This is a genomic window from Flagellimonas taeanensis, assembly GCF_003584105.1.
Classification (GTDB): domain Bacteria; phylum Bacteroidota; class Bacteroidia; order Flavobacteriales; family Flavobacteriaceae; genus Flagellimonas; species Flagellimonas taeanensis.
Genome location: NZ_QXFO01000017.1, coordinates 69,837 through 94,609 on the forward strand (window position 1 = coordinate 69,837; position 24,773 = coordinate 94,609).

Here is a 24,773-nt window from a genome sequence, read left to right on the forward strand (position 1 = left end):
TTTTATTCAAATGTATGGCATAGTGAAAGCCATATGTTCCGCCCTTTACCTTGCATCAATGGGTATTGGATCCCTATTGTACTCTAAAAGGGTGGGTGGGTCATGCATTACTTTTCCAGCTCTTCCAAAAACTGAAGGATTTCTTGCATGACCATTTTCTCATCACTTTCCTTGAACTTTCCATGTCCTCCATCAGGAATAGTGATAAACTTTGAAGGGATGCCTTGGGATTGCAATTTTTCATACAACAGCTGCGATTGAATATAGGGCACAATGGGATCGGCATCACCATGAACAATGAATATGGGAGGGCTTTGTGTGTCTACCCATGTAATGGGTGATAGCGATTCGGCAAAAGCGATATTTTCGGATTCAGTCCCAAGCCACTTTTTTACTGAGGACGCTTTTAGGATTGGCCTTAAATCCGTAACCCCATATTTATCAATAATGGCCCAGATTTTTACAGTTTCCCTTTCACCGCAATGGTTGTTGAACAAGGACATGCGTTCAGATAAGCCTCCCATTAAGGCCAAATGCCCTCCTGCGGAAGCACCCATGAGCACAATTTTGTCGGTGTTGATGTTCAATTGTTGTGAATTTCGTACCAGATACGTCAAGGCACAACGGACATCTTCTACAGCTGCGGGCGCTTTAGCCTGCGATTCCAGGCGGTATTCCACATTGGCCACAGCCATTCCCTTCGCAAAAAAAGGCCCGAATCCCCGTTGCGATTCCTTTTTACCGTGGTTCCAACCTCCACCATGTATGTTGATGATCAGCGGGGTCGGCCCATCACTGTCCATTGGGTAATAAAAATCCAGTTTGCCCTGCCATCCTTCGACTTCCGCATAGACCAAATCTATCTTCGCTTGGTAATTCGGAGGCAATTCAACCTTTTCAAACTCTTGGGCACCAATGGTCTGGACCACTAGTATTCCCAACAATACAAGTCGAATACGGGCCAAGGGTTTTAGATACTGGGGTAAGCTCATCACAATCTTCATTTTCCACAATTGCACATAGGGTCAACTAAAGGCCAATCCACCATTGATATCTATAGTGGTTCCATTGATAAACGAGGAATCACTCGAAGCCAGGTAAGCAACTAGGTCAGCAACCTCTTCTGCTCTTCCCTCCCTATGCAATGGGGTATTTGCGACTACTTTCGCCCTCACTTCATCTTTGGTGAAATCGTCATGGAATTTGGTCGCGATAAGGCCAGGGCAAATCGCGTTTACCCGAATGCCCTTCGCTCCCAATTCCTTGGCCATGGCCCTAGTGAACGTACTGACTGCTCCTTTCGAAGAAGCATACAAATAGGATCCTGCGCCTCCGCCATCCCGTGCCGCAAGTGAAGATACATTGATAATGGAAGCGCCCTCAACCATCAAAGGTTCAAAGGCTTGGGTAACAAAAACGGTGGATTTAAAGTTTACACCCATGACAAGGTCATAAAATGTATCGTCCAGTTCTTGAAGGGTTTTACGCGCAAAAAGTCCCCCGGCATTGTTCACCAAGATAGCTACCTTGCCATCAAATGCCTCCATCGTTTTCATCTTTAAAATTGCAATGTCGGTGATGCTTGAAACATCGGCTTTGACCGCAATGGCCTTTTTTCCCATGACTCTTATTTCCTCCACTGTCTGCTTTGCACTGGATTCGGAATTGAAATAATTCACCACAACATTGGCTCCTTCCTTGGCCAGTTTGATGGCGATTGCCCTACCAATATCCCTAGAGCCTCCCGTGACCACTGCCGTTTTTCCTTCTAACCTACCCATCCTATTTTTTTGTTTTTAGATACCGAGTCCTTGTCCCCCACCTACTTGAATGGTTTCTGCAGTCAAGAAAGCTGCATCATCACTAACCAAGAACGAAATTACGGATGCCACTTCCTCTGGTTGTCCCAACCTGCCCAACAAAATATTGTTCTTCCACGAAGCGAAAACCTCCGGCTTTGTTGATTTGATCTGTGTATGGAAAGGGGTGTCAATAGTTCCAGGGGATACTGCATTCACACGAATTCCGTATTCCGCAAGGTCTTTTGCCATGGCCCGTGTAATGGCATGTACTCCCGCTTTGGAAGTACCATAGATCCCAGCACCTGGACCACCTGCGTTCCAACCGGCAATGGACGTATAGTTGATTATGGATGGATTCTTTCCGTGTTTGAGATACGGAATCGCCGCCCTCGATACAAAAAAAGTGGAATCCAGGTTCAATGCCATTACCGACCGATAAAATTCAGTGGTCATGTCTTCAAATCTTGACCGCCCCCCAAGACCTCCTGCATTGTTGATCAGGGCATCGATCCGTCCATATTTTTCACCGATTTGATGAATACTTAAATTGACGGCATCTTCATTGGTAACGTCAAAACCATGGTACGCTGCAGAAATTCCCTCGGCGGAAAGCTCCTGTATCCTTTGTGCCCCCACTTCATCCTCAATTCCGTTCAGCACAACGGTATAGCCGTCCTTGCCCAATCTTTTGGCAACTTGAAACCCGATGCCTCCTGTGGCTCCAGTGATTACTGCTATTCTCTCTTTTGAATTGCTCATTCCTTAAATGGTTGTAATTAGTATATTCTTTAATTTATTTCAACTTGTCTTATCTTTTGTATCAGCATATAAATCGATAGCAGTGCCAACGGGGCCAAAACTGCAATGATTACAAATGCCGGGGTATATGAAACTGTGGTGATTTTTGGGATAAGCCAGTTCATGATGATTACGGAAAGGGCCGCCACTGTACCTGCCAGTCCTGCCAATGTCCCAACTGAAGGGCCATTCAATAGATCACTGGAAAGGGTCTGTATATTACCAATGGCAAACTGAAAACCAAATAGCACGATCCCCACGATATAGATGAAAGTCATTGGATTTTTGCCCGTCACCAAGAAAATGATCCCCATCAACCCTATAAAAATCATGGCAACCCCTATCAATATGGATACTTTTCGTGCATAGTCCACAGACTTGGTCTCCATAAGCTTTCCACAAAACCATCCACCGGCAATACTTCCGGCCATACCCCCCAAATAGGAAATCCAGATGGTTTTACCTATTTCAGCTATGCTGAACCCGAACTTCGAATGGAGGTATAAAGGCATCCATCCTACAAAAAGCCACCATATGGGCTCTATAAAGAACCTTGCTGCCAATACACCCCATGATTCCTTAAATGATAGTATCTGGCCCAAGGAAAGCCCCCTTTTACCATCCGTTGCCTTCGCATCTTTGCCATCGGCGAAAATCAAGGCTCTTTCCTTATCGGTCAGCCACGGGTGATCTTGGGGTTTTGATTTGTTGACCACCATCCAAGGAATCACCCAAGCAAATCCGATGACTCCCAAAATGATGAAAGTACTCCTCCAACCGTAATGCCCGTATAAAAAGGCAATCAATGCAGGAGCAATGACGCTGCCCAAAGAGGCCCCAGCATTAAAGATACCCTGCGCAATTGCCCTTTCCCTCACCGGAAACCATTCGCCATTACTTTTGACCGCTCCCGGCCAATTGCCTGCCTCGCCGATACCCAACATCCCCCTAACGATGGATAGCGACACCAAACCTTTGGCAAACGCATGCAGTATGGCTGCGCCTGACCAAAGCACGATGGAAAATACAAATCCCAAACGGGTCCCTATTTGGTCATAAAGTTTTCCTGATAAAAATTTTCCCAGGGCATAAGTGACCATGAACACGTTCAACATAACGGCATAATCAGACTCATCCATACCAAGGTCTTTGCCCATTTCTGGCCACATAACCCCAAAAGCTGTTCTATCGATATAGTTGATTACCGTGGCGATACAGATCAAAGCGATCACCCACCAACGCAGGCCGTTTATTTTCATCTCTCTTATTTAAATTTATAGGGGGGGGCAAAAGCATCATGCCGTTCCTTTTGGAACCTAGCTGCTCAACATCTACATGAAAACTCCTTATGTTGGGTCATCAACAACGGTAGATTCCGATAGGCATGTCCAGAAAAGTCTACTCCCTCCGATTATTTTTTTCAAAAAAAATAAAATTGTGCACTTTTATCTTTTTTGTTGGTTTCGTTTACCTTACGTGTTATAGCAATACTGATATAAAATTTTAAAATGTACTTTCATTTTCTCCTTAGCCAGTTGTGGATTTCCGCTCGCAATGGCCTCATAGATATCCTCATGTTCCTGTATTCCCAAAAATGATTGGTTGGCATCACAAACATGATATTTTTCGAAGTTTGTGATAATTTCAGGGGTGATGATCAGCATGAAGGTATTCATTGTACTGTTCTTACTTGCCTTTGCAATGGCCAGGTGAAACAATAAATCCTCTTCCACGGCATCTTTATTTGCGTGTACTTTTGCTTTATAGGCATCCAAGGCCTCCCTGATTTTTTTCAAATCCGCTTCAGTTCTTCGCAGAGCAGCCAGTCTCACCGTTTTAAGTTCCAATAATATCCGTGTTTCCACCAACGATTTGAAATCAGACTTTTCCAAACGCAAAATATCATCCATCATGCCGCTCATGGCCACACGACCTATATCAGCGATAAAGGTTCCACTCTGGGGCCTTGACTTCAGTATCCCAAAAAACTCGAGTTTTTGAATGGCTTCCCGAATATGGCTACGACTGACCCCAAATCTTTCGGATAACATCCTTTCGGAGGGCAGCTTTTCACCCGGTTCAAGATTCTTAAATTCAATAAAGTCCTTTAGACCTGAAATGATCTTGTTTTGGATATCTTGATTATCGCTTGTATTCAGTAGCTCAATTTTCATGCTCATCAAAAACTGTAAAACTGGTTAACCAGATTGGTTTGCTAAATTTATGAAAAATACGGTTACAAGAACAAATGAATCCCATTACTTATTTGTCTCCATTTTCTTTTAAAGGCTATTGGCGCAAACCATGGCCAATAGCCTTATAAATCACTAAACTAACTCAAAACAAATCATTCCCTTTTAAAAGTATCCGTTCGAAATGGGGATACAGGAAGACCATCTTCCCCAAAGATCATGACCTTAGGAGGCGCGTCATCCCATAGATACCTCACGTATTCTATTTTTAAATGGCCCGGGCTTTTCAAGACGACACTATTGTTCCCAACCTTTTTGGCTATGACCTCCCTAAATTCACCCTGCTCACCGGCCACAGCGAAACCCTCTATGCTCCGATCATTCCCCTTGATCAAAATAGGGCGGTCAAAGCTTACCATTGGACCATTTTTTCCTATTTCAAGCTTTAGGAGCTTTGGACCGGAAAGCAGTACCCTGGAACCCAGCCCATCCAAAGCCATAGCGGCATTTGCCATTCTAAGACCTACAATTTGCTTGTTTGTGGGGTGTATGTTAAAATCATCCCCGACATCTATAGTGGTCACCATTGCCGTATACGGTAGTTGCGTTGCCTTTGCCTGCGCTTCCCGTATCCATGGCCATCTACCATTTTGGTTGGAATAATTGGCCAATTGAGCAAATATGAATGGCATCTCTTGGTTTTTCCAGTTGTCTCTCCAATCCGCTATAAGCGATGGAAAAAATTGAGCATATTCCTCTGGATTCCCCGCATTTGATTCTCCTTGATACCATATGACCCCCTTTATCGCCAACCTAAAAAATGGATTTACCATGGCATTGTACAAGGAGCTTGGATGGTTGTTTGGATGAACTCGAAAGGGAGGTTCTTTCACCCTCGGTACCCCTATCTTAAAAAACCAAGGGCCGGACAGGTCCAACTTTATATTGCCCAATTTCATATATAGGTCTTCCGCAGCACTTCGAAACCCTCCGATATCCCTCAAATTCTTGGTTTTGATGAGCACCACATTCTTGCCTTTCTTGAGGGTGCCCTGTGGAATATCATACCATCTCGGAATATCCTTATTGGTAGATTCCCCTATTTTCACTCCATTGATGAAAGTCACATCTTCATCATCTATCCGACCAAGGCTCAAAGCCCCCTTTTGTTGTGCTTCTACTTCGCTCAATTCGACTTCCTTGGCCACCCAAACAACTCCATAGGTTTTCTCCAAATGGGTATCTTTCCATAGAGACGGCAAGTCCATAACGTCCCATTGGTCAAATTCCCACTTTTTGTCCCACCATCTTTCCCTACTGCCCATATCGTTTGCATCGAGATATTCACTGTAGTTTTTGGCCTTTTCATTGTAGTCGTCCATGAGACTGTCCAAATCCATCCCTTTGAACTTCTGTATGGAATCCAACCGATTCGGATAGTCCTTAAAAAGGACTCCATCCATCCAGGATTCGATATTGGTGCCGCCCCATGAAGAGTGGATGAGTCCAATGGGGACATCAAGTTCGCGATACAGTTCCCTCCCAAAAAAATAGGCTACCGCAGAAAACTCCCCAATGGACTCTGGGGTACAATCTTCCCAGATGCCCCCTTGGGGTAGGTCCTTTGTACTACTGGCCATATGCCTTGGAACCGTAAAGAGTTTTAATTGACCATAGTTGGCGCTTTTAACTTCATTTTCACCATTGTTGGCATTGATGACCTTCCATCCCATATTGGATTGTCCTGAACAAAACCAGACATCACCTAAATAGACGTCATCAAAAACGAATGAATTCGTGCTGCCTTCAAGTCTCATTTGGTAGGGCCCTCCTGCATCACCCTGCTTAAAGGTTATGCTCCAATCCCCTTGGTTATCGGCCATTACCGAAACAGTTTCCGATCTGAATGTACCCGTCACTTTCTCTCCAGGGTCAGCCACTCCAAATACAACTAAGGGTTTACCTCGCTGCATCACCATATGGCTTGAGAAATAGCTGGGCACAACAATCTCAGCCTTTGCAAAAAAAGGAAGCAATAAAATAAGAGTTATCCAAATGAAGTTCTTGGTCCTTGTCATACGTCCCTTTTTAATAACCTGGGTTCTGTTCCAACAATCCACCACTTACATTGATTTCTGCCTGGGGAATTGGGTTCAACAAATCTGTTTCCGAAAATGAATTGTTTTCACTGGTAGCATGCGCAGTCAAGACGTCTTGGGCAACCCCAAAGCGGACCAGGTCATAAAACCGGTGATTTTCAAAAGCCAACTCAATTCGTCTTTCGTGAAGTAATGCTTCCTTTGTGAGGGTACCAGTGCCATCCTCGGGCAGTGTGGATAAACCCACCCGGGCCCTGATGGCATTATATGCACCAATGGCTTCAATGTCATTGGTCGAATCTCCTCCGGACATAATGGCCTCAGCGTGCATCAGGTAAACATCTGCCAAGCGAAGTACTATCCAATCGTTTCCGGCCAAGCGGATATTGGATGATGTTGGGAGGTACTTTCCAATAGTTTCATCATCACTATCATTGAATAAAACGGCTGCCCTTTCCGTGTCCTCAGGCTCGACAGCAGAGGCAAAATTGTCTTCAAGAAAATTATAGCAAGTACCACAAGCCAATGTGAATTCAAAGGCAAAATTTTGACCTTCACTGGAATCATCATCAATATACAATATGGCAAAAATGATTTCACTGTTCAATTCAGAATAGAACACATCGCCATACTCCTCCACCAACGCATAATTGGAATCGGCCAAAAGTTGGGACGTGAGGGTTTGTGCACTAGCATAATTCCCTTGTGTCAGGTAAACTTTTGCCAAAAGTGCCATTGCAGCGCCTTTGGTTGCCCTACCTTCTTCAATAGCCCCTCTTTCCGGCAACAGCTCCATCGCATCCTGTAGATCCCCAACAACGAAAGACATCACTTCCGTAACGGCATCCCGAACCAAATAATCTGAAAAATCCTCATCGGTAAGCCCCACTTCCTTGTCCAAGATCGGGACATCCCCAAAAGCATTGGCCAAGTTAAAATGGGCCAGGGCGCGTGCAAATTTAGCCTCCCCTTCAAACTGTGCTTTCAGGTCCCCGTTTTCTACGACATCCAATGCGCCCAAAACTCGATTGGCCCTAAAAATAACATTGTAGTTGTCCTTCCAGTTTTGACCTACATAAAAATTGGTCGGCAGTATCCTGTATATCTCAAATTCCCCTATATCGCCCTGTCCAATTCTGGATCGGGTGTTGTCACTTCTCATTTCGGTGAGTGCAAATTCCGTTTTGGGAATTTCCTGCAATCCGTCATATATGGCTATCACGGCACCTTTGACTTGATCTTCATCCTGATAAAATGCATTATCGCCTATGGATGAAATGGGTTTTAAGCTCAGGTCATCTTTGCTACAGGCACATAGTACAGACACTAATGCCAATACTGCTATTCTATTTTTTATTCTCATGGGTTTCATAACAGCGATCTTTTTAAAATTCAAAATTCAATCCTAGTGAAATCGTCTTAAATATGGGATAGGCTCCTCTTTGGTACCCGTAGGTAAGTGGATTGTCCTGCCCCTCATTTATACCTTCGGGATTAAAACTTTCATAATCTTTCGACATTAAGTAAAGCAAGTTCTGTGCGGCCATATAAAGCCTGATTTTGTGGACACTCAACTTATCCAAAACCGGTCTTGGCAGGCTATACCCAATATTCAGGTTCCGTAAGGCCACATAACTTGCATCTTGAACATCCTCATCCGTAAATATTCGTTGTTGAACTTGATCTGCATCAGGAAATAAAGCATTGTAATCCTGCTCTGGCCTAAACTCATTTCTATAATATTGGGAATCTATATTCCTGATTTCGGCTCCATGGGAACCTTGGAACATAAAGCTGAAGTCAAAGTTTTTATAGGACAAATTATTGGTCACACTCCAAATCAAGTCTGGATAGGGATCGCCCAATATGGTACGGTCCTCCGGGGTAATCACCCCGTCACCATTCAAGTCCTTTACATAAGTATCCTGTGATTGGGCAAAAATTGGATAGAAAGGATTATTGATATATTGAAGATCGATTTCCTGACCTGTCTTCACATATCCATAAAATGAAGATATGGGATGCCCTTCCAAGGCAATGAACTCGGCAGGTCTTCTATTGTCCACTGCACTGATCAATCCATCTGCCCCAGCAAAATCGAGGAGGGTATTCTTATTGTGCGTGAAAAGTGCGGATGTCTTCCAGTTAAAATCCTCCGTACTGATGTTCCTAGACCTTAACTCAAGTTCAAAACCCCTGTTTTCAACCTTTCCGCGGTTGACCAATGCTTGATCAAAACCTGTAATGGAGGGTATCGGTTGGTTCAACAATAAATCATCACTGGTCCTGATGTAATAATCGAATGTCACTCCAAAAACTCCCCTAAAAAGGGTGGCATCCAGACCCAGGTTCAACTCCACCAATTTCTCCCAACCCAGTTCTGGATTGGAAATATTCACTGCATTGAATCCGTTGGGCACTCCTGGGATACCGGTTCCCACAGGTTGTAACAATCCGATATAATCGTACTCGCCTATACCTGCATTACTCCCCGTGACCCCATAACTGCCCCTTACCTTAAGTTCACTTATGGTATTGCTGTCCGCCAAGAACTTCTCATTGGATATTCGCCACCCCACGGATGCAGCCGGAAAAAAGCCAAACTTTTTGTCCGCACCAAACTTGGAACTTCCATCCCATCGTGCACTCAATGATACCAAATATCTATCGTCATAGGAATAATTGATCCTGGACAAATAGGATACCAGTTTTTCCTCCGTCTTATAGGTGCTACCTCCGACCAAGTTGGCTTGGGGAATGGTTGTTATCAAATTATTTTCAAATCCGGATGCGGAAAGTTTGGTGTTTTCCCTTATCCATTTTTCATAGGCAAAACCGGCAACGGCATCCACAAAATGGTCCTTCACCTGTGTACTGAGGTTCAAGGTACTTTCAGACACCACATGGAACCTTGCATTTGTATTTTCCGTGGATTGGGAATCGGCAGCCCCATTCCTAGTGGCATAGATGCCCGTGAACCTCACATCCTTTATGTTCCTGTAATCCCCTCCAACACTTTGCTTGAAGAACAGGTCATCGCTAAAATGGTAATTGAGATAGGCATTGGCAAAAATCTTGTTCTGGAACACCCGGTAATCCCTTTCCACAACATCGGCATAAGCCGTTGAATTTCCAGTAGAATTGATATCCACCCCAGATGCAGGTATTGGCATTCCATTTTCGAGGTCATAATCATCAAAGGACAATTCAGAAACGAAGTCCCCAACCTGCAAATCTGCATATCTACCGCCTTGGATATAGGGATTGACAAATTGAATGGTATGCTCATCATACCTAATGGGTGCCCAGGGTGCATGTCGCAAAGCATCATGCAAAAGGGGCGGGAACACCCTTTGTTCCGTTCGCGATGGATTGAGCATGACCCCAAAATCCACTTTGTCCCCTATTTTGGTATCCAAATTCAATCGAATATTGATTTTTTGGAATTTATCGGTGAGTAGAACACCTTCATCTTCCAAATACCCCAATGAAGCTCGGTATTTGCTAAACTTTGAGCCCCCGGATACCGAAAAGGAATGATTTTGGATATACCCTCCGGGCATTTGAACCTTTTGCCAATCCGTCTTGGTGCCCAAAAGTTGAATATAACGGAGCTGATCGGTCAATTGTCCATTGTTGTTCTCCAAGGTGTATCTAAATCCTTCATCCACGTCGGCAATAATCCCATCACGCCGTGGTACAAATTGGTAGCCCACATACGTATTATAGGAAAATCGGGCCGGACCTTCCACACCATTTTTGGTGTTAATGACAATCACACCATTTGCGCCCCTGGAACCATAGATCGCGGCAGAGGAAGCGTCTTTCAACACTTCTATGGATTCCACATCATTGGTATCAATGCTTGACAAGAAATCAGCATCTGTCCCGACGGCAATACCATCGATCACAATCAAGGGATTGGACTCAAAGGATATGGAACCCTGTCCCCTTACGGTAATGGAAGGTGCAGATCCGGCAGAAGTGTTGCTGGATAAGATATTCACTCCTGCAATTTGGCCCTTCAGGGCATCATCAATTCTGGAAGTAGGAGCCTGATCTAAATTCTCATTCACAACTTTTGCTATGGACCCTGTCAAGTTTGCCTTTTTCTGGGTGCCATAGCCAATGATCACCACTTCATCCAATTCACTGGCACTTTCTTGCAGGACTACATTGACAGCAATTTGGGATCCCACTTCAACAAGTTGTCTTTCAAAACCTAAATATGAAAACTGGAGTACTTCCCCAGTGGTCGCCGCAATTTCATAGTTTCCTTCAAAATCCGTGGTTGTGCCCCGAGTTGTACCCTGTACAATAATGGTGACCCCCGGGATCGGGTCATTTTGGGCGTCGGTGACACTTCCAGATATCAAACGTTGGTCCTGTGCAAAAAGGTAAACATTGGATAGTAAAAATGTAAACAACGCAAGTATGGTCTTTACTTTCATTTTGTTTAGTTAATTTTTATGTGTGCAGTTAAAGTTTGTGTCGAAACACAAGCATAAGGGCAACTAATTGGCTTGCTCCTTTAAAACACGCTTTATCCTAGTTTGATATCTTTTTAGTAATTTTGGATCAAGCATGTGGTTCATTTGTCTATGTGCTACAAAATTTACTTCCCTCCGAAGAAGTAAACTCCGAAAAGGATAGGTGTGCACCTATCCTTTTTTTTATTCTAGTGTGATTTCCATTTGCAGTTTGTTTAGTTAATTGAATCAGGTTTCGTCGGTTGACCAAACTGGTTTACCAAATTGGTAAACCAAATATAAGTCTTTTAAAAGTCACTGAAAAATAAATCCTTAAAAAAATAGCGTGAAATTTATATCTTTGATAAAAAATGGAATTCTTTGCTACAGATATGCCATTCCATGGGATTCTTACCTATCGATCATGAAATCCTCTCTTATCGGACTGAACACATCAATGAGAAAACCTTCTTTTTTACAAACGGCTCCATGGTCCACATGAGGTGGGATATAGAAGGCATCTCCTTCTTTCAACAATCGGGTTTCTTGATCTATGGTCAATTCAAATTCTCCGCTGACCACATACGTCACTTGTGAATGATAATGATTATGGACAGGCCCTATACCGCCTTCTTCAAAATGCACCCGCACCAACATGATCTGATTGTCGTAGGCCAATATTTTTCGTTTGACCCCGATCCCTATGGTCTCCCATTGAATATCATCGTCGAATAAAAATTCCTTGCTTGGCTTAAATGTTTTCATAATGTCTTATGGTTTTTCAATAATGAACAGGTAAGGTCCTGTCCATTGATAGTTATTATTTCCGAAGCTCAGGCTATGCTCCATTAGCTTCGAATTATGCTTGTTCGATAAGATGAACAACCCAACTTTTCCTTCATGATTTTCTATGGTGACCACTGTATAAGCGGGCGAATCAAAAACCAACTTCAATGCTTTGATCCCACTATTGGAACCCACGGAAAATTCGGATACCGGGCTATAGCTGCCATGGGGTTCAATGGTCGTCACAAATACGGTATCTCCCCTATTTTTCCTTCTGATCACCAAACTGCCCTCCCTACGTAGATTGAATTCCGGATCATTGGCCCCTATTCGTGTAAAAAGCAATTCATCATCAGGTGCGGAAACCGTTGTTAGGGTATAAAACTTTCCATTTCGAAGCCAGGTAAGTTTCGAATTCTGTGATTCTGATCTACCCCTTCCCTCCAAATAAAGGTGTTGATAGCCATTTTCGGTTCCCAAGGGTTGGAGTTCGGTAGGAGTTTCGTAAGCAAAGCCCACCTTGACTACCTGACCCAAAAAATGAAAGGGCAAGTCATATTGGTTGTCTGTCTTGGATTCGACTTTCACCAGATCAAGGACAACTGGTTGATCAAGGAACACAGCGCTCAAGACCACCATTGTGCGGTGCATTTCCGTTCCGGAATAGGCATTGGATTCCTTGGCACTGACTACATTGATATCGCTGCTCGACATATCATGGAAGAACAACTCTGAATGATGGCGACTACCGATTTCATACTTGCCATTAAAATGGGATGTTTCGTTTAGGACCAGGGTATTGTGGGCTATGGTCTGTTTTGCCCAAGTGTCATTCTCCCTTAGGTAATTTCCGCCCCCTTTTTGTTCAATATTCACGAAACGGGCCATACCATAGTCCTGGAGGATTTCAGTTCCATTATCATAGAGCATAAAGGACAATTTATCGTAATGGCCATGACTCAATCCTTGCGCAGTATATTTAAAGACCAGCTCTACGTTCTCCTTTCGTAAAATTGAAACACCTCCCAGATCACCATTTGGGCCATCCGATAGGTTTATCGAGCTTTTTTTAAAGGGCTCAGCTTTCCCTTCGCGGATCCCCAATGCGATGGATAAACCTGAATCATCCAATAGCACTTTTCCTTGCTTTTCCGCAATACTGAGCAACTTTGGGTCCTTCCCCCCATAATGATAGGCAATATCCACGGCCGTCACCAATTCACGGGAATAGTACGACATGCCCTTTTGGGCATCGTTCATGGGGAAAAATTTCCCGTCCTTGTCGGAAAGATTGATCAGTGCCCCTACCGATTTGACCAACACACTGTCCTTGTAGGCAAAAATCTTCAGTTCTGGCTTTACGTTTTGGAGCCCTGCCGCAAAGATTAGAAAAGGGTACATGGCATAACGTTGATAATATGGCCCTTCCGTATAGTAGCCATCGGGTGAGAAAGGTTCTTCGATATTTGCAAAAAAACCGGCTTTGCCCGCTGTCTTGATAAACCCACCGTCATTGTCCTTGGCCTCTGGCGACAATCCGTCATTTTTGATGCCATAGAGGGCCCTATCGATCAACTCTTCGTCCCCCATGACCAATCCAATCATTCCAACCGCTGCATTCCCCCATGTGCTGTGATTATGGACACGGTTAAAGAATTGGGGGTTGTCTATGGATATAAAGTCGGCAAAGGGTCGAAATAGGTCCCTTTCGAGTTGGTTTCTTTCCTTTTTTGACAACCAGTCGTAAACACAGTCATAGGCTTGGCTGACATAGACCAACCAATTGCTATCATTAAGACATTGCCAAAACAATTTTCCCCGGGCATAGGACCGTTCTTTTGGATGCACAGGTAAATCCTTGTACATTTCCTGATATTGAAACAGCATATCCCTAATGTAAATGGCATATTTCTCATCTTCCAATATCTGGAACAAAATCCCCGCTTTTTGCAAGGTCAGGTAATTGCGCTTATGCCTTTCATGGGTATATCCCCCGGAGTAATCTTTAGGTATCGGGGTATCTATGTCCAATGCCATTTCAGCATCCACTTCCGCTTTTATTCTTTCCAATGACAGGTCCAACAGTGGCACCTTCCCCAATTCTTTTTGTATGTTCGCCACGCCGGCTTTTGTAAGAATCAGGCTGGGGTGTTCCTGGGCAGAAATTTTACAATTCATACCCACTAACAACATGCAGCATAGCGTAATTAAGGTCTGTACTTTTTTACCACCCATTTCCATTAGCTTTTAATCAATCCCAAGTCCCCGCCATCGGTACCTTTCCCTTTTAAGACAGAATCTTCGGCAAGGCGGTACGTCCGATCATCCACAAATCCGGGGGCGAACGACCAAAGGTGTTCAACACTATATTTTTGGTCTCCTGTAATCTTTGGTTTATCCGAATTATAAAAATTATTATTGGCCATATTGACCCTTGGCTCCCCTATCACTAAATGGATGTTCAAGCCCTTGCTGTTATTGAATATATTGTTCTTGATCTCGATGTCCTGAACCCCATAAAGTGAGACGGCCGTATGCTGTTTATTCTTTACATCATGTCCCACATTGTCAAAAACATTATGGTCCATTTCCAAAAAAGGGCCAAAAGTACTCTCGTCAGTGCCTCCCCTGTACAAACCCAAGACCATGCCCCCAATGGCAGCAAACAAATTGTTTTTCATAATGACATGCTCTGCATTGTATATCCCTATATCATCAATTTCCTTGTCCAAGGCAATAACATTACCAGAAATGTTCCTAAACCTTGAATTTGTTATGCTAATGGTATCGGCAAACGTATTTTTATAAACACTCACCACATCGAAGGAATGGTTCACATCCAAGTTCAAAAACTCGCAATGGTCTATAAAAAGATTATAGTTTTTGTTCATCGAATAGCTACTGGTCGAGATTACGGTATTACCAGCCATATCCGGGGCCTCCCCACCATCAAACACCAGTCCGGACAAGGATAGGCTACCTCCGTTCCCAATTTCAAAAAGCAAATTTTTCCCGTACAAAATCAAGGGTGCCTCGGTGGCATTTGATCGAATGGTCAAGGGATGTGGAACAGAAATGGTCTTGGTCACGGTATAGGTTCCTTGACCTAGTTCAACAATGTCTCCGGCCGACGTACGCTTCACAGCATCGAATAGGGTATTCAACCCTGGGGAAACACTTATTTTTTTTCCCGAATTCAAAGCAACGTCCTGAATTTCCTTAGGGTACCAACTCACCCCAGTGTTTTCCTTTGAAACATGATCAAGGGATGGCCGTGCCCCAATAGTGCCGCCTAGACCTTTTGGCACCAAGAGGTCATTTTCGTTTGTAACCCACGCTAAGGGCATTGCTTCAAATCCATTTTCAACTATGGGACGGATATTGGGGCTGATAACATTGTTTTCGAAAATGATTCCGGAAATATCATCATGGACAGTAAACAGGTCATCCCGATCTTTGCTGTAGAAAATGTTATTTGAAATCCTGGAATTTATCGGCGCTGCGCTTCGCTCAGTATCACTACCAGCACATAACTGGATATGATCACAATCAATAAAGGTATTATTCTCAATGACAGCATCTTCAACCTGGGAATACCTATTGAGTGGGGAATTGGGCACACCGTTCATCACCACCAATGCCCCTCTAAATCGACTCCCCTTTAACCCTATTCCATAATTGTTTCTGACCGTTTGTTGGCCATTAATCACCCGAATCCCTCCGGTACCGGGTTTATTATTGCCGAAAAAGACATTGTTCTCCACCAAGGTCCCGTTACCGTGTCGCATGGTCAAAGTACCGGTACATTCATAAAAAACATTGCCCTTGAACGTATTTTGACACGATTTGTTTGAGATGATTTCATGTTCCCCATTGCAACGATCAAAGTAGTTCGCCTCCACCAAAGTATTGGAGTTGGCCAAGGAAAAATGACTGGTACCGATACGAAGGGTTTCGCCTCCATTGGATCCCAAAGTCTGTCTAGGTCCAAAATAATTATGGTCAATTTTATGGTAGTTTTCTTGACTTTCACTTGAGTTAACATGGACCGTCATGGTCACGCCTCGGTTTCGCTTCCCAACTAGATGATTGTGGTCAATGCGATTTCCCTTACCATAAATGGCCACCCAAGTTTCCGGATTGTGCCTTTCAGTAGTATTAAAATTGTCAATGACACATGCTGTCACCCGACTATTGTTGGCCAAAGAACTTTTGTCTTTCCTAAAAGAGATAACCTCTCCCGTAGGTGTACCTCCATTTTTAAAGATCAATCCTTCAACATGTAGATACACCCCAGATAACCTAAGATTCGAAGATCCTTCCAAACTGACCTTCCCTTTTTCCTGTGCAATCAATGTAATTGGTTTTTCCTTGGTCCCCCTTCCCTCCAGCAATAATTCAGCATCTTTCCAGATACCATTGGCCAAAACAATGACATCCCCAGGTTTAGCATCGGATACGGCACGGTCAAAGTCATGGACCGTCTCCACTAAAATACCCTCCAACTTTTTTTTGCCACAGGATTGAAGACCGATCAAAATAAGGGAACACAAAATAAAATGGTGAAACTTCATTGAAAACAATAATTGGTTAACCAATTTGGTTGACCAAAAATACATATATTTGTGACAGCTGCAAAATTTTAACAAAAAAACAGTCTAATAGATGAAAAAAAGCAATCAAAATGAAGAAAGAAGAATCATATATATCTAGAAGAAGATTCACCCAACTTTCCGGAATGGGTATTGCTACCATTCCTATGATGGGTTTTATACCAGTTCCCATAGGTGGAAAAGCGGTTGGATCAAGTGCGATTGAAGTGAATCTTTTCTCAAAGCACCTTCAATTCCTGAACTATAATGACATGGCTGATGCGGCCGCAGAAATGGGTTTTGATGGATTGGATCTGACCGTCAGGGAGAAAGGACATGTACTGCCTACACGCGTCGAAGATGATTTGCCTAAAGCCGTTGAAGCCATGAGAAGCCATAGATTAAAACCAAATATGATGACCACAGACCTGTTGGATACCAAAGACACCACTGGATTGAAGGTACTCGAAACCGCGGCAAAATTTGGACTGACCCATTATCGGATGGGTTGGCTTTCGTATCCAGAGAAGAGACCGATCACTGAAAGTCAATCCATCTACTCGGAGCAATTCAGAAGTTTGGAATCCATCAATGAAAAACTTGGCCTGATTGGATGTTATCAAAACCATGCAGGTAATTTTGTTGGTTCTTCGATATGGGATTTGGCCATGCTGTTGTCCGATACCGAAAATAAGTTCATAGGCTGTCAATATGATATAAGACATGCCGTTGTGGAAGGAGGGCTTAATTGGGAGTTGGGTTTGAGGCGCATAGGCCCTTATATAAAATCAATAGTGATCAAGGATTTCAAGTGGGGAACCGTACAGGGGAAGTGGAAGCCCATAAACACCCCGTTGGGCATGGGCATGGTCAATTTTGAACAGTACTTTTCCTTATTGAAGCGATATCGTATCAATGTCCCCATCTCATTGCATTTGGAGTATGATCTGGGGGGTGCAGAACACGGAGCTTCCAAAATCCAAATGCATCCAAAAGAGGTATTTAAGAAAATGAAAGCCGATTTGGACTTTCTGAAGAACACATGGGATAAAATCAATTGAAGCGAAACTGTCAATCCAACTATCATGGAACCTAATTCGAAAACAATCAAAGAAATATTGACCACCATAAGTACGGCTACTATTGCAACCTGTCTCTTTAAAAAGGGTTATCGAAATCAATACATCCAAGATGTCAGGCCTTTGAAAACAGGAAAGCCAACCATGGTGGGACAAGCTTATACGTTGAGGTATATCCCGGCTCGGGAAGATTTGAACCCCATCGAAGTATTTAAAAATCCTAGGCACCTACAAAGACTTGCTGTGGAACAATGTCCAGAAGACCATGTATTGGTCATTGATAGCCGGAAAGATGCCCGGGCTGCTTCGGCAGGCGGCATATTGATCACGAGGCTCATGAAAAGGGGCGTTGCAGGTATCGTGACAGATGGAGGCTTTAGAGATTCGGGTGAAATAGCAGAACTTGATTTCCCCGCCTATCACAAAACACCCTCGGCCCCTACCAACCTGACCCTTCATCAAGCCATTTCATTGAACGAGCCCATTGGATGTGGCGATGTTGCCGTTTTCCCTGGGGATTATATTGTGGGTGATGATGATGGCGTGATGGTCATCCCAAAGGAGGTGGTAAAGGAGGTCGTTGAAGAATGCCTTCAAATGACCCGCTTTGAAAAATTTGTGATGGAAAAAGTGAAAAATGGGCACTCCATTATTGGATTGTATCCCATGACCTGCCCCGAAATCCGAAACGAATATGAGATTTGGGATTCAACCCAGGAAGAAATGTCAATGGATAAAAGGATATAAGATCCCAGTAATGATAGCATAAGGCCTTGACTCCTGTATTGGGTGGTATTCCAATTTGCTGAAGAGACTTTACCAAAGCTACAAAAGGAGCAAGTTTGAGGGTTTGGATGAGGATATCATTGCTTCATTCCCAAATCCCCGGATATTGAAGGAACATTAGGGGAAAATGATTCGGACACCGTATTGCCATCATCTTTTGAGCAACTCTTAAACAATACCGAGAGTAGTATAAGAGACAGGAAAATAGGTAGTTGTTTCGTTCTTAAATGCAGATTTTGAGAGATCATGTTTCAGTTTTAAATACCAAGTTTAAAGCTGAATAAAATTATTGGGCTCTTATGTATTGGTCAATCACTCAAACCATGTAATTTTTTCTACTGATTTTTCAGTATTGCCTTTTGAAAATGATAAGCTACATTAAAACAATTATGTGTGTTCTATTCCCTTTATAAAAACCAAAAGTTTTAAGATAAATCTACCTTGGGAATGTGGTGTCAATGAAAGTTACTTGAATGCCCTTGTAGTTGACCCCTTTACGCTCAGTGTCCCCAATCAGCTTGGTTAAGCGTGAAATGCTTCTTGCAATTCGGTCCAATTTCCCAACCACAAGGGTGACACAAGCCTTTTTACCGTATATTTAATAAGTATTAAATCACATCGAAACTGAAATTTTAAGGATAATTATTGAATATGTTACGCATTTCCCATTTAATGAAAACCCTTCCTGGTTTATTAAGTATTATTTTAATTCTTAACAGTAGCTGTAACTCTTCGGTCAAGCCAAAATGGGAAAAGCGAAATACAGAATTGATTGAGCAATATGGGCTGACAGTTAAGGAATTGCCCGACCTTCCTTCAAGTTCCGTGACTCCCAATTTGGAAGTGGGAACACCCGCAAATATCCAAAATTTGGAAAGTGTGCAATTATATCCTGGCGTCATGGCCAAAATTTTCTGGGGAAATGGGAATTTGGTCAGTGTATTGGAACTGGAACCCAATTCCACCATCCCGAAAGAAAACTTGCCTGCCGATAGATTTTTGATTGTAACTGAGGGTTCCATTAATTTCATTGGAGATGGCAATACTTATAAAATGATGGCAAGGGGACGGGAAGAACCAGATGGCACTCATAGCGGTACACCGAGAATTGATTTTATTTATCAAGACAAAGGAAGCCAAAGCGAGATTGTCGCTGGAGATACTGGAGCCAAAGTGATGGAGGTTTATAGCCCTATAAGGTTTGATTATCTAGAAAAAATGGGGGTTGATGAACTTCCTTCGAAAGCCAAGGAACAGATATCCAAGAATGAACCGACCGTTGTACCCAATAAAGTTTATGACCTTTTCGATATTCAGTTTACCCAACTTACCGAAGGGGTCTATGCAAGATTGGTTTCTGGAGGGGACATGCAGCTAAGTTTTGTCTCGGCGGACCCAAATTCCAAATCTCCGGCACACATTCATCCAGAGGAGCAAATCACTATTCTGTTGAGAGGGACCCTAAAACAAACCGTTCTGGACCAAGAGATGGAATTGAAACCTCAGGATATAGTCCTTGTTCCAGGAAACGTGGTACATTCCGGTACAGCAGGTGAATTGGGCTTTGATGCACTTGATATTTTTTGGCCCGTTCGGGAAGATTATCTGGCCAAGCAACAGGCGGCACTTGAGCGATATCACGAAATTATCCCAAAGGACGCTCAGCTCGAATTGGTGATCGATGGTTCAAAAACAGAACCTACACTGACCTTTAGCGAAGGTCCCAAATGGATGAACGGAAAACTCTATTTTTCCAACATGTACTTTGACCAAAACTGGAACGCCGACCCAAAAAAGAGTTCCATTGTGGCACTGGACCCTGATGGAACGTACCAAAATATTACGGAAGGGAAAATGCAGGCGAACGGATTGTATCCCTATAAAAATGGCAATTTATTGGTCTGTGACATGATTGGGCACCGGGTGGTGGAAATGACCACATCCGGACAAGTAGTCCAAGTTATTGCCAACACCTATAATGGCAAGCCCATAGACGGACCCAACGATATTATCACCGATTCTAAGGGCGGCATCTATTTCACCGATCCCCAGTTTACGATGGAAGCGGAAAAATTCCAACCTGGAAGAGCCGTTTATTATATTTCCCCTGAAAAAGAGGTGACCCGCTTGGTGGAACCCAATGAATTTGCCATGCCCAATGGGATTTTATTGACTCCCGACGGGAAAACGCTCTACATCAATAATTGTTATGATGATGAATCTTGGTATCCGGTAGACAGTTCAAAGGATAATTTTGTTTGGGCATATGATGTGAACGAGGACGGTACGATTTCAAATAGTAGGAAATTTGCAGAACTGCATTTGACCGGAAATGTGCTAAATCGGAAAGGCAGATCCTCCAGCGCGGACGGGATGGCCATTGATACCATGGGAAATATTTATGTGGCCACTTATTATGGGGTCCAGATTTTTGATTCCAAAGGCTCCTTTATAGGTATGATCAATCTACCTTCATTTCCAGTAAGTTTAGGTTTTGGAGATGAGGATATGAAAACACTCTATATTGTGAGTTATGATAAGGTGTATAAGATTCGCACCAACAGAAAAGGGTATGTCAATTACCTCTAAAAAAATATCAATGATAATATCTAATTCTGTACATCGTCGCCCATAACATGGTATCCGCGCCATTTGAATTCCTTGGCAAGTCCCGAAGCTGCTGGCCAAGCGATTTGGTGCTGGTCACTTGCTACCCACTTTCTCCTGTTTTCCTCCGTATCAAAAGATATTTGGATCTGATAGTTGTATGTAGTAGGTTCTGCCTGTATTTCCTTGGCCAAATCATCTGGAAAAAGTCGAAGTAATTTCGAGCTGAGATACCCGTCTTGAACGACCATGGCAGGGACGTAGATGGAATAATACATTTCTTCAAAAGCCTTGGCATTTTCCTTTTCCACCACAAAATCCATTTGTAAGACCATGGCCTTGGGTGTTTCCAAAGGTTTGGCAATTGCCAGTCCCCTATCTTTTGAAGCCGCAATGCCAATTACAAGTATTTCAAGATTATCATTGCCCCTATTTGACCAAGCTATTTCTTCTCCCAAACCAGCATGGAACGAATCATCCTTTTGAATTTTGGCCGATGCGGAACCGACCGTTACCGATCCACTCCCATTCATTATGTAGTACACTTCCTCAACACCTTCCAATTGACGCTTTTCCGTTGTACTCCCTGATGGAATTACCAAGTGGTTCACATAGTTCCAATCCGTTCTAAAAACCTCTGGACTAAAAATCCTTCTATATAAAACTCCTTTTCCCTTATAAACCTCATTGTCTTGTTTCAGTTTACCCGTGTCCAATTGGGAGGACACAAATACAGGGACATCATCCTTTTTGGCCCCAACACGGTTATCACCAAGGTCAAAGGCATCTCCCTGCGCCTTGACCTCACTTACGGCAAAATTGAGCCATTTGAGCGGTTTATCGGATGCATTATAAATACCATGGGAATCTCCCAATTTACAGGGAACCAAGGCCGGCCCCTTTATTTTGGAGGTTCTTCCGTTAATGGTGAATTCAGCCTCTCCATCCAAAATAACATACATTTCTTCAATGGAATGGTGAAAGTGGTGACCAATCCCCGATTTGGGTTGAATGACCCCAGAATGTAGGTACAGGAAATTGGTGGACAGATCATTTCGTCCAATCAATTGGGTAAAACCCATTTTGCCTGCACCGTCATGTACTTTGGATAATTCCCTATACGCAGAAGGTTCATTGTGAACCACTCTTTCATTAAGGTTTTGGGCGATGCAGATACTGCCCATCAAACAGAACAAAAAACTGAGTATTGGTCTCATAACATTGTATTTGTATAGTTCAATTTTAGGTTTATAGAGTTAGCTGCTTCTATGCAACAAGCTACTCTTTGTCCGGTATCCCATAAACCAAGTAGCCTTTTGCGACTGCTCCGGGTTTCTTGGAGTGGTCGTAACTATCGCTTCTGAAATCGGAGGTGGCATTGATCACCAAATATTCCTTTCCATCCAAGGAAAACATACTGGGTTGGGCATTGGTCTCATGGCTTAATGTTGTTTCCCAGAGCACATTGCCATTTTCTGCATCAAAAGCATAGACTTTTCCCCCTTTTGCAGTGGAAAATACAATGCCCGTAGAGGTAATCACCATACCTTTCCGCTGTGTACCGTTCGGTGCCCCTTTGGTTTTATCACCCTGGACGTAGAGTGAATCGACTCCTACGGGTTGTCGCCATTTAATGGTTCCTTCGTTCAGGTCATATGCAATGATGGATGACCAGGGCGGATCGATCAAACCTGGCCAATCCAGACCATAATCCGTAGTATATCTGGTTTCTGGGTGTTCCACACCTTGTGGATACTCCTGCATTGGGGCACCCCGTTGCACATCGGGTGGCACAATCACCCCTCCCGAGGCCACTACTGGCCCATCTATGGGTTCTCCCTGCTGTTCTCCACGCCTGAAACTTCTACGCTCCGGATCCCCTCCAAGAAACTGGAACAACGCTTTCAAGGAAGTTTCATCCACGTGTACCAGACCGGGCATTACGCCTTTTCCATTGACCACGGTGTTTCTGAATTCCTCATAGAACATATGATGCCCCAAGTTCTTCAGGGATGGCCCGGCCCCGCCTTCCATATTTGGGCCATGGCATGCAATACAGGACGATTCATATAGAGATCTCACTTTGTCCACATCATTCTTTGTGAGTTCTTTTTTTGTTGGTTCCAACTTGTTCAATCGATAGATGGAGGCATATTCCTGGGTCAAGATGTACAGCATGCCATTTTGGGGATCACCAGCGGTGTTGCCATAATTCGCTCCGCCCAAGGCCCCTGGCATTATGATGGTCTCATATTTGTCCGATGGAGGCTCGTACAGTCCTGATTTGGTGGAATCCAATCTTTTGAGCCAATCTTGTCGAAGGCTATCCGAAAAGTACGGATTGAGGTTCTCCTCCGTAACTTCATGTCTCGTAAAACTGGGAAGCGAAGTTATGGGCTGCGTGGGCCAGGATTCCTCACCCGGCATTTCGCTCTTGGGAAACGGCTTTTCCTCGATGGGAAAAATAGGCTCCCCGGTTACACGATCGAACACAAAGACAAAACCATGCTTGGTGGCAATAGCCACGGCGTCCACTTTTTTACCGTCTTTGTCCACCGTGAGCAATTGTGGGGCCGGCGACAGGTCATAGTCCCAAAGATCATGGTGCACCGTTTGGTAATGCCAGAGCCTTTCACCCGTTTTGGCATCAACTGCGACCAGGGAGTTCGCAAAAAGGTTGCTGCCCAGCCGATCGCCTCCATAATAATCATAAGTGGGCGAACCGATGGGCAAATAGGCAATTCCACGTTCTGTGTCCACCGATATTTCACTCCATACATTGACACCCCCTACATATTTATAGGCATCCTTTGGCCAAGTTTCGTAACCGTATTCTCCAGGACGGGGTATGGTATGAAAGGTCCATTCCAGTTTACCGGTAACTACGTTGTAGGCCCTGACGTGGCCAGGTGGCGAAAAATAGCTTTCCCCCGGGGCAGATCCCAATATCAAAAGATCATCATAGACAACGCCGGGCATCATGGATTGTATCTGGGTAACAGATGTCGGATCTCGATCCAGCCCTTCACGAAGGTCCACATAGCCATTGTCACCAAAATCCATAATTGATTTTCCGGTAACTGCATCAATGGCCTGAAGGGAATTATTCAGTGTAAACAACAACCTTCTGTCCTTTTTGTCCCCACTTTCCCAATAATTGATGCCCCTCCTCGTGATGCCTGAAAGATCGGTATGTATCCAAAGTTCTTTCCCCGTCCGGGCATGTATGGCAATGAGGGAACTGTTTTTTCCAAGAACGAACATGGTACTGTCCACAATGATGGGGTTGAAAAAATAAAAACGGTCATCACCCGAAGGATAATTCCATAACAACTCCATTTCCCCAACATTGGACTTTGTGATGCTGGGCGACTCAAAGAATTTGGATTGATCGGGACTACCTCCGTAGTGTGACCACGTGGTGTGTTCCGCAATTTCTTTTGTAGGGGTCTGGCATCCCGTGATAAGGACTAAAACTACCTGTACCACCAAGGGGCCCCAAGATGAAAACGTGAATTTAGTATTTGACATTAGTATGAATGAAAAGTCCATTATGCATAGCT

The 24,773-nt window shown here is 43.7% G+C and carries 16 protein-coding genes; 3 read left to right on the forward strand and 13 right to left on the reverse strand.

Annotated features, from left to right (window positions below; genetic code table 11):
- Positions 1–107: 107 nt before the first annotated feature.
- The 11 genes from D2V93_RS07505 to D2V93_RS07555 all read right to left on the reverse strand — a co-directional run bounded on the left by D2V93_RS07505 (position 108) and on the right by D2V93_RS07555 (position 16,720).
- Positions 108–992 carry an alpha/beta hydrolase gene (locus tag D2V93_RS07505; protein ID WP_220473625.1) on the reverse strand — a complete coding sequence of 295 codons (885 nt, stop codon included), beginning with the start codon at positions 990–992 and terminating at the stop codon, positions 108–110.
- A gap of 33 nt (positions 993–1,025) precedes the next feature.
- Entirely contained in the window at positions 1,026–1,781 is a 756-nt protein-coding gene (locus D2V93_RS07510; protein ID WP_119619008.1) for an SDR family NAD(P)-dependent oxidoreductase, read from the reverse strand.
- A gap of 15 nt (positions 1,782–1,796) precedes the next feature.
- Positions 1,797–2,561 (reverse strand): SDR family NAD(P)-dependent oxidoreductase, encoded by a 765-nt coding sequence (locus tag D2V93_RS07515; protein ID WP_119619009.1) that lies wholly within the window; start codon positions 2,559–2,561, stop codon positions 1,797–1,799.
- Between the two features lie 29 nt (positions 2,562–2,590).
- Positions 2,591–3,859, reverse strand: coding sequence for an MFS transporter (locus tag D2V93_RS07520; RefSeq protein ID WP_119619010.1), 1,269 nt, complete (start codon positions 3,857–3,859; stop codon positions 2,591–2,593).
- A gap of 213 nt (positions 3,860–4,072) precedes the next feature.
- Complete coding sequence (locus tag D2V93_RS07525; protein ID WP_119619011.1) at positions 4,073–4,774, reverse strand: FadR/GntR family transcriptional regulator; 702 nt, start codon at positions 4,772–4,774, stop codon at positions 4,073–4,075.
- A 173-nt stretch (positions 4,775–4,947) separates the two neighbouring features.
- Positions 4,948–6,870 carry a sialate O-acetylesterase gene (locus D2V93_RS07530; protein WP_119619012.1) on the reverse strand — a complete coding sequence of 641 codons (1,923 nt, stop codon included), beginning with the start codon at positions 6,868–6,870 and terminating at the stop codon, positions 4,948–4,950.
- 10 nt (positions 6,871–6,880) lie between these two features.
- Positions 6,881–8,263, reverse strand: coding sequence for a RagB/SusD family nutrient uptake outer membrane protein (locus D2V93_RS07535; protein ID WP_119619013.1), 1,383 nt, complete (start codon positions 8,261–8,263; stop codon positions 6,881–6,883).
- A 13-nt stretch (positions 8,264–8,276) separates the two neighbouring features.
- Complete coding sequence (locus tag D2V93_RS07540; RefSeq protein ID WP_119619014.1) at positions 8,277–11,342, reverse strand: SusC/RagA family TonB-linked outer membrane protein; 3,066 nt, start codon at positions 11,340–11,342, stop codon at positions 8,277–8,279.
- A 429-nt stretch (positions 11,343–11,771) separates the two neighbouring features.
- Complete coding sequence (locus D2V93_RS07545; protein WP_119619015.1) at positions 11,772–12,125, reverse strand: cupin domain-containing protein; 354 nt, start codon at positions 12,123–12,125, stop codon at positions 11,772–11,774.
- 6 nt (positions 12,126–12,131) lie between these two features.
- A complete protein-coding gene (locus D2V93_RS07550) occupies positions 12,132–14,324 on the reverse strand; it encodes an alginate lyase family protein (protein WP_245978134.1) in 2,193 nt (730 codons plus the stop codon).
- Between the two features lie 62 nt (positions 14,325–14,386).
- Entirely contained in the window at positions 14,387–16,720 is a 2,334-nt protein-coding gene (locus D2V93_RS07555; RefSeq protein WP_119619075.1) for a chondroitinase-B domain-containing protein, read from the reverse strand.
- Between the two features lie 110 nt (positions 16,721–16,830).
- On the opposite strand from D2V93_RS07555, the gene D2V93_RS07560 reads away from it, so the two are divergent.
- The 3 genes from D2V93_RS07560 to D2V93_RS07570 all read left to right on the forward strand — a co-directional run bounded on the left by D2V93_RS07560 (position 16,831) and on the right by D2V93_RS07570 (position 21,192).
- A complete protein-coding gene (locus D2V93_RS07560; protein WP_119619017.1) occupies positions 16,831–17,799 on the forward strand; it encodes a sugar phosphate isomerase/epimerase family protein in 969 nt (322 codons plus the stop codon).
- A 24-nt stretch (positions 17,800–17,823) separates the two neighbouring features.
- The gene (locus D2V93_RS07565; protein WP_119619018.1) at positions 17,824–18,564 is read left to right on the forward strand and encodes a ribonuclease activity regulator RraA; all 741 of its coding nucleotides are present in this window, start codon (positions 17,824–17,826) and stop codon (positions 18,562–18,564) included.
- A gap of 807 nt (positions 18,565–19,371) precedes the next feature.
- Positions 19,372–21,192, forward strand: coding sequence for an SMP-30/gluconolactonase/LRE family protein (locus D2V93_RS07570; RefSeq protein ID WP_220473627.1), 1,821 nt, complete (start codon positions 19,372–19,374; stop codon positions 21,190–21,192).
- Between the two features lie 20 nt (positions 21,193–21,212).
- On the opposite strand, the gene D2V93_RS07575 is transcribed toward D2V93_RS07570, so the two are convergent.
- Together D2V93_RS07575 and D2V93_RS07580 are read right to left on the reverse strand one after the other, a co-directional pair.
- Positions 21,213–22,427, reverse strand: coding sequence for a cupin domain-containing protein (locus D2V93_RS07575; protein WP_119619020.1), 1,215 nt, complete (start codon positions 22,425–22,427; stop codon positions 21,213–21,215).
- A 61-nt stretch (positions 22,428–22,488) separates the two neighbouring features.
- Complete coding sequence (locus D2V93_RS07580; protein ID WP_119619021.1) at positions 22,489–24,741, reverse strand: outer membrane protein assembly factor BamB family protein; 2,253 nt, start codon at positions 24,739–24,741, stop codon at positions 22,489–22,491.
- Positions 24,742–24,773 lie beyond the last annotated feature (32 nt).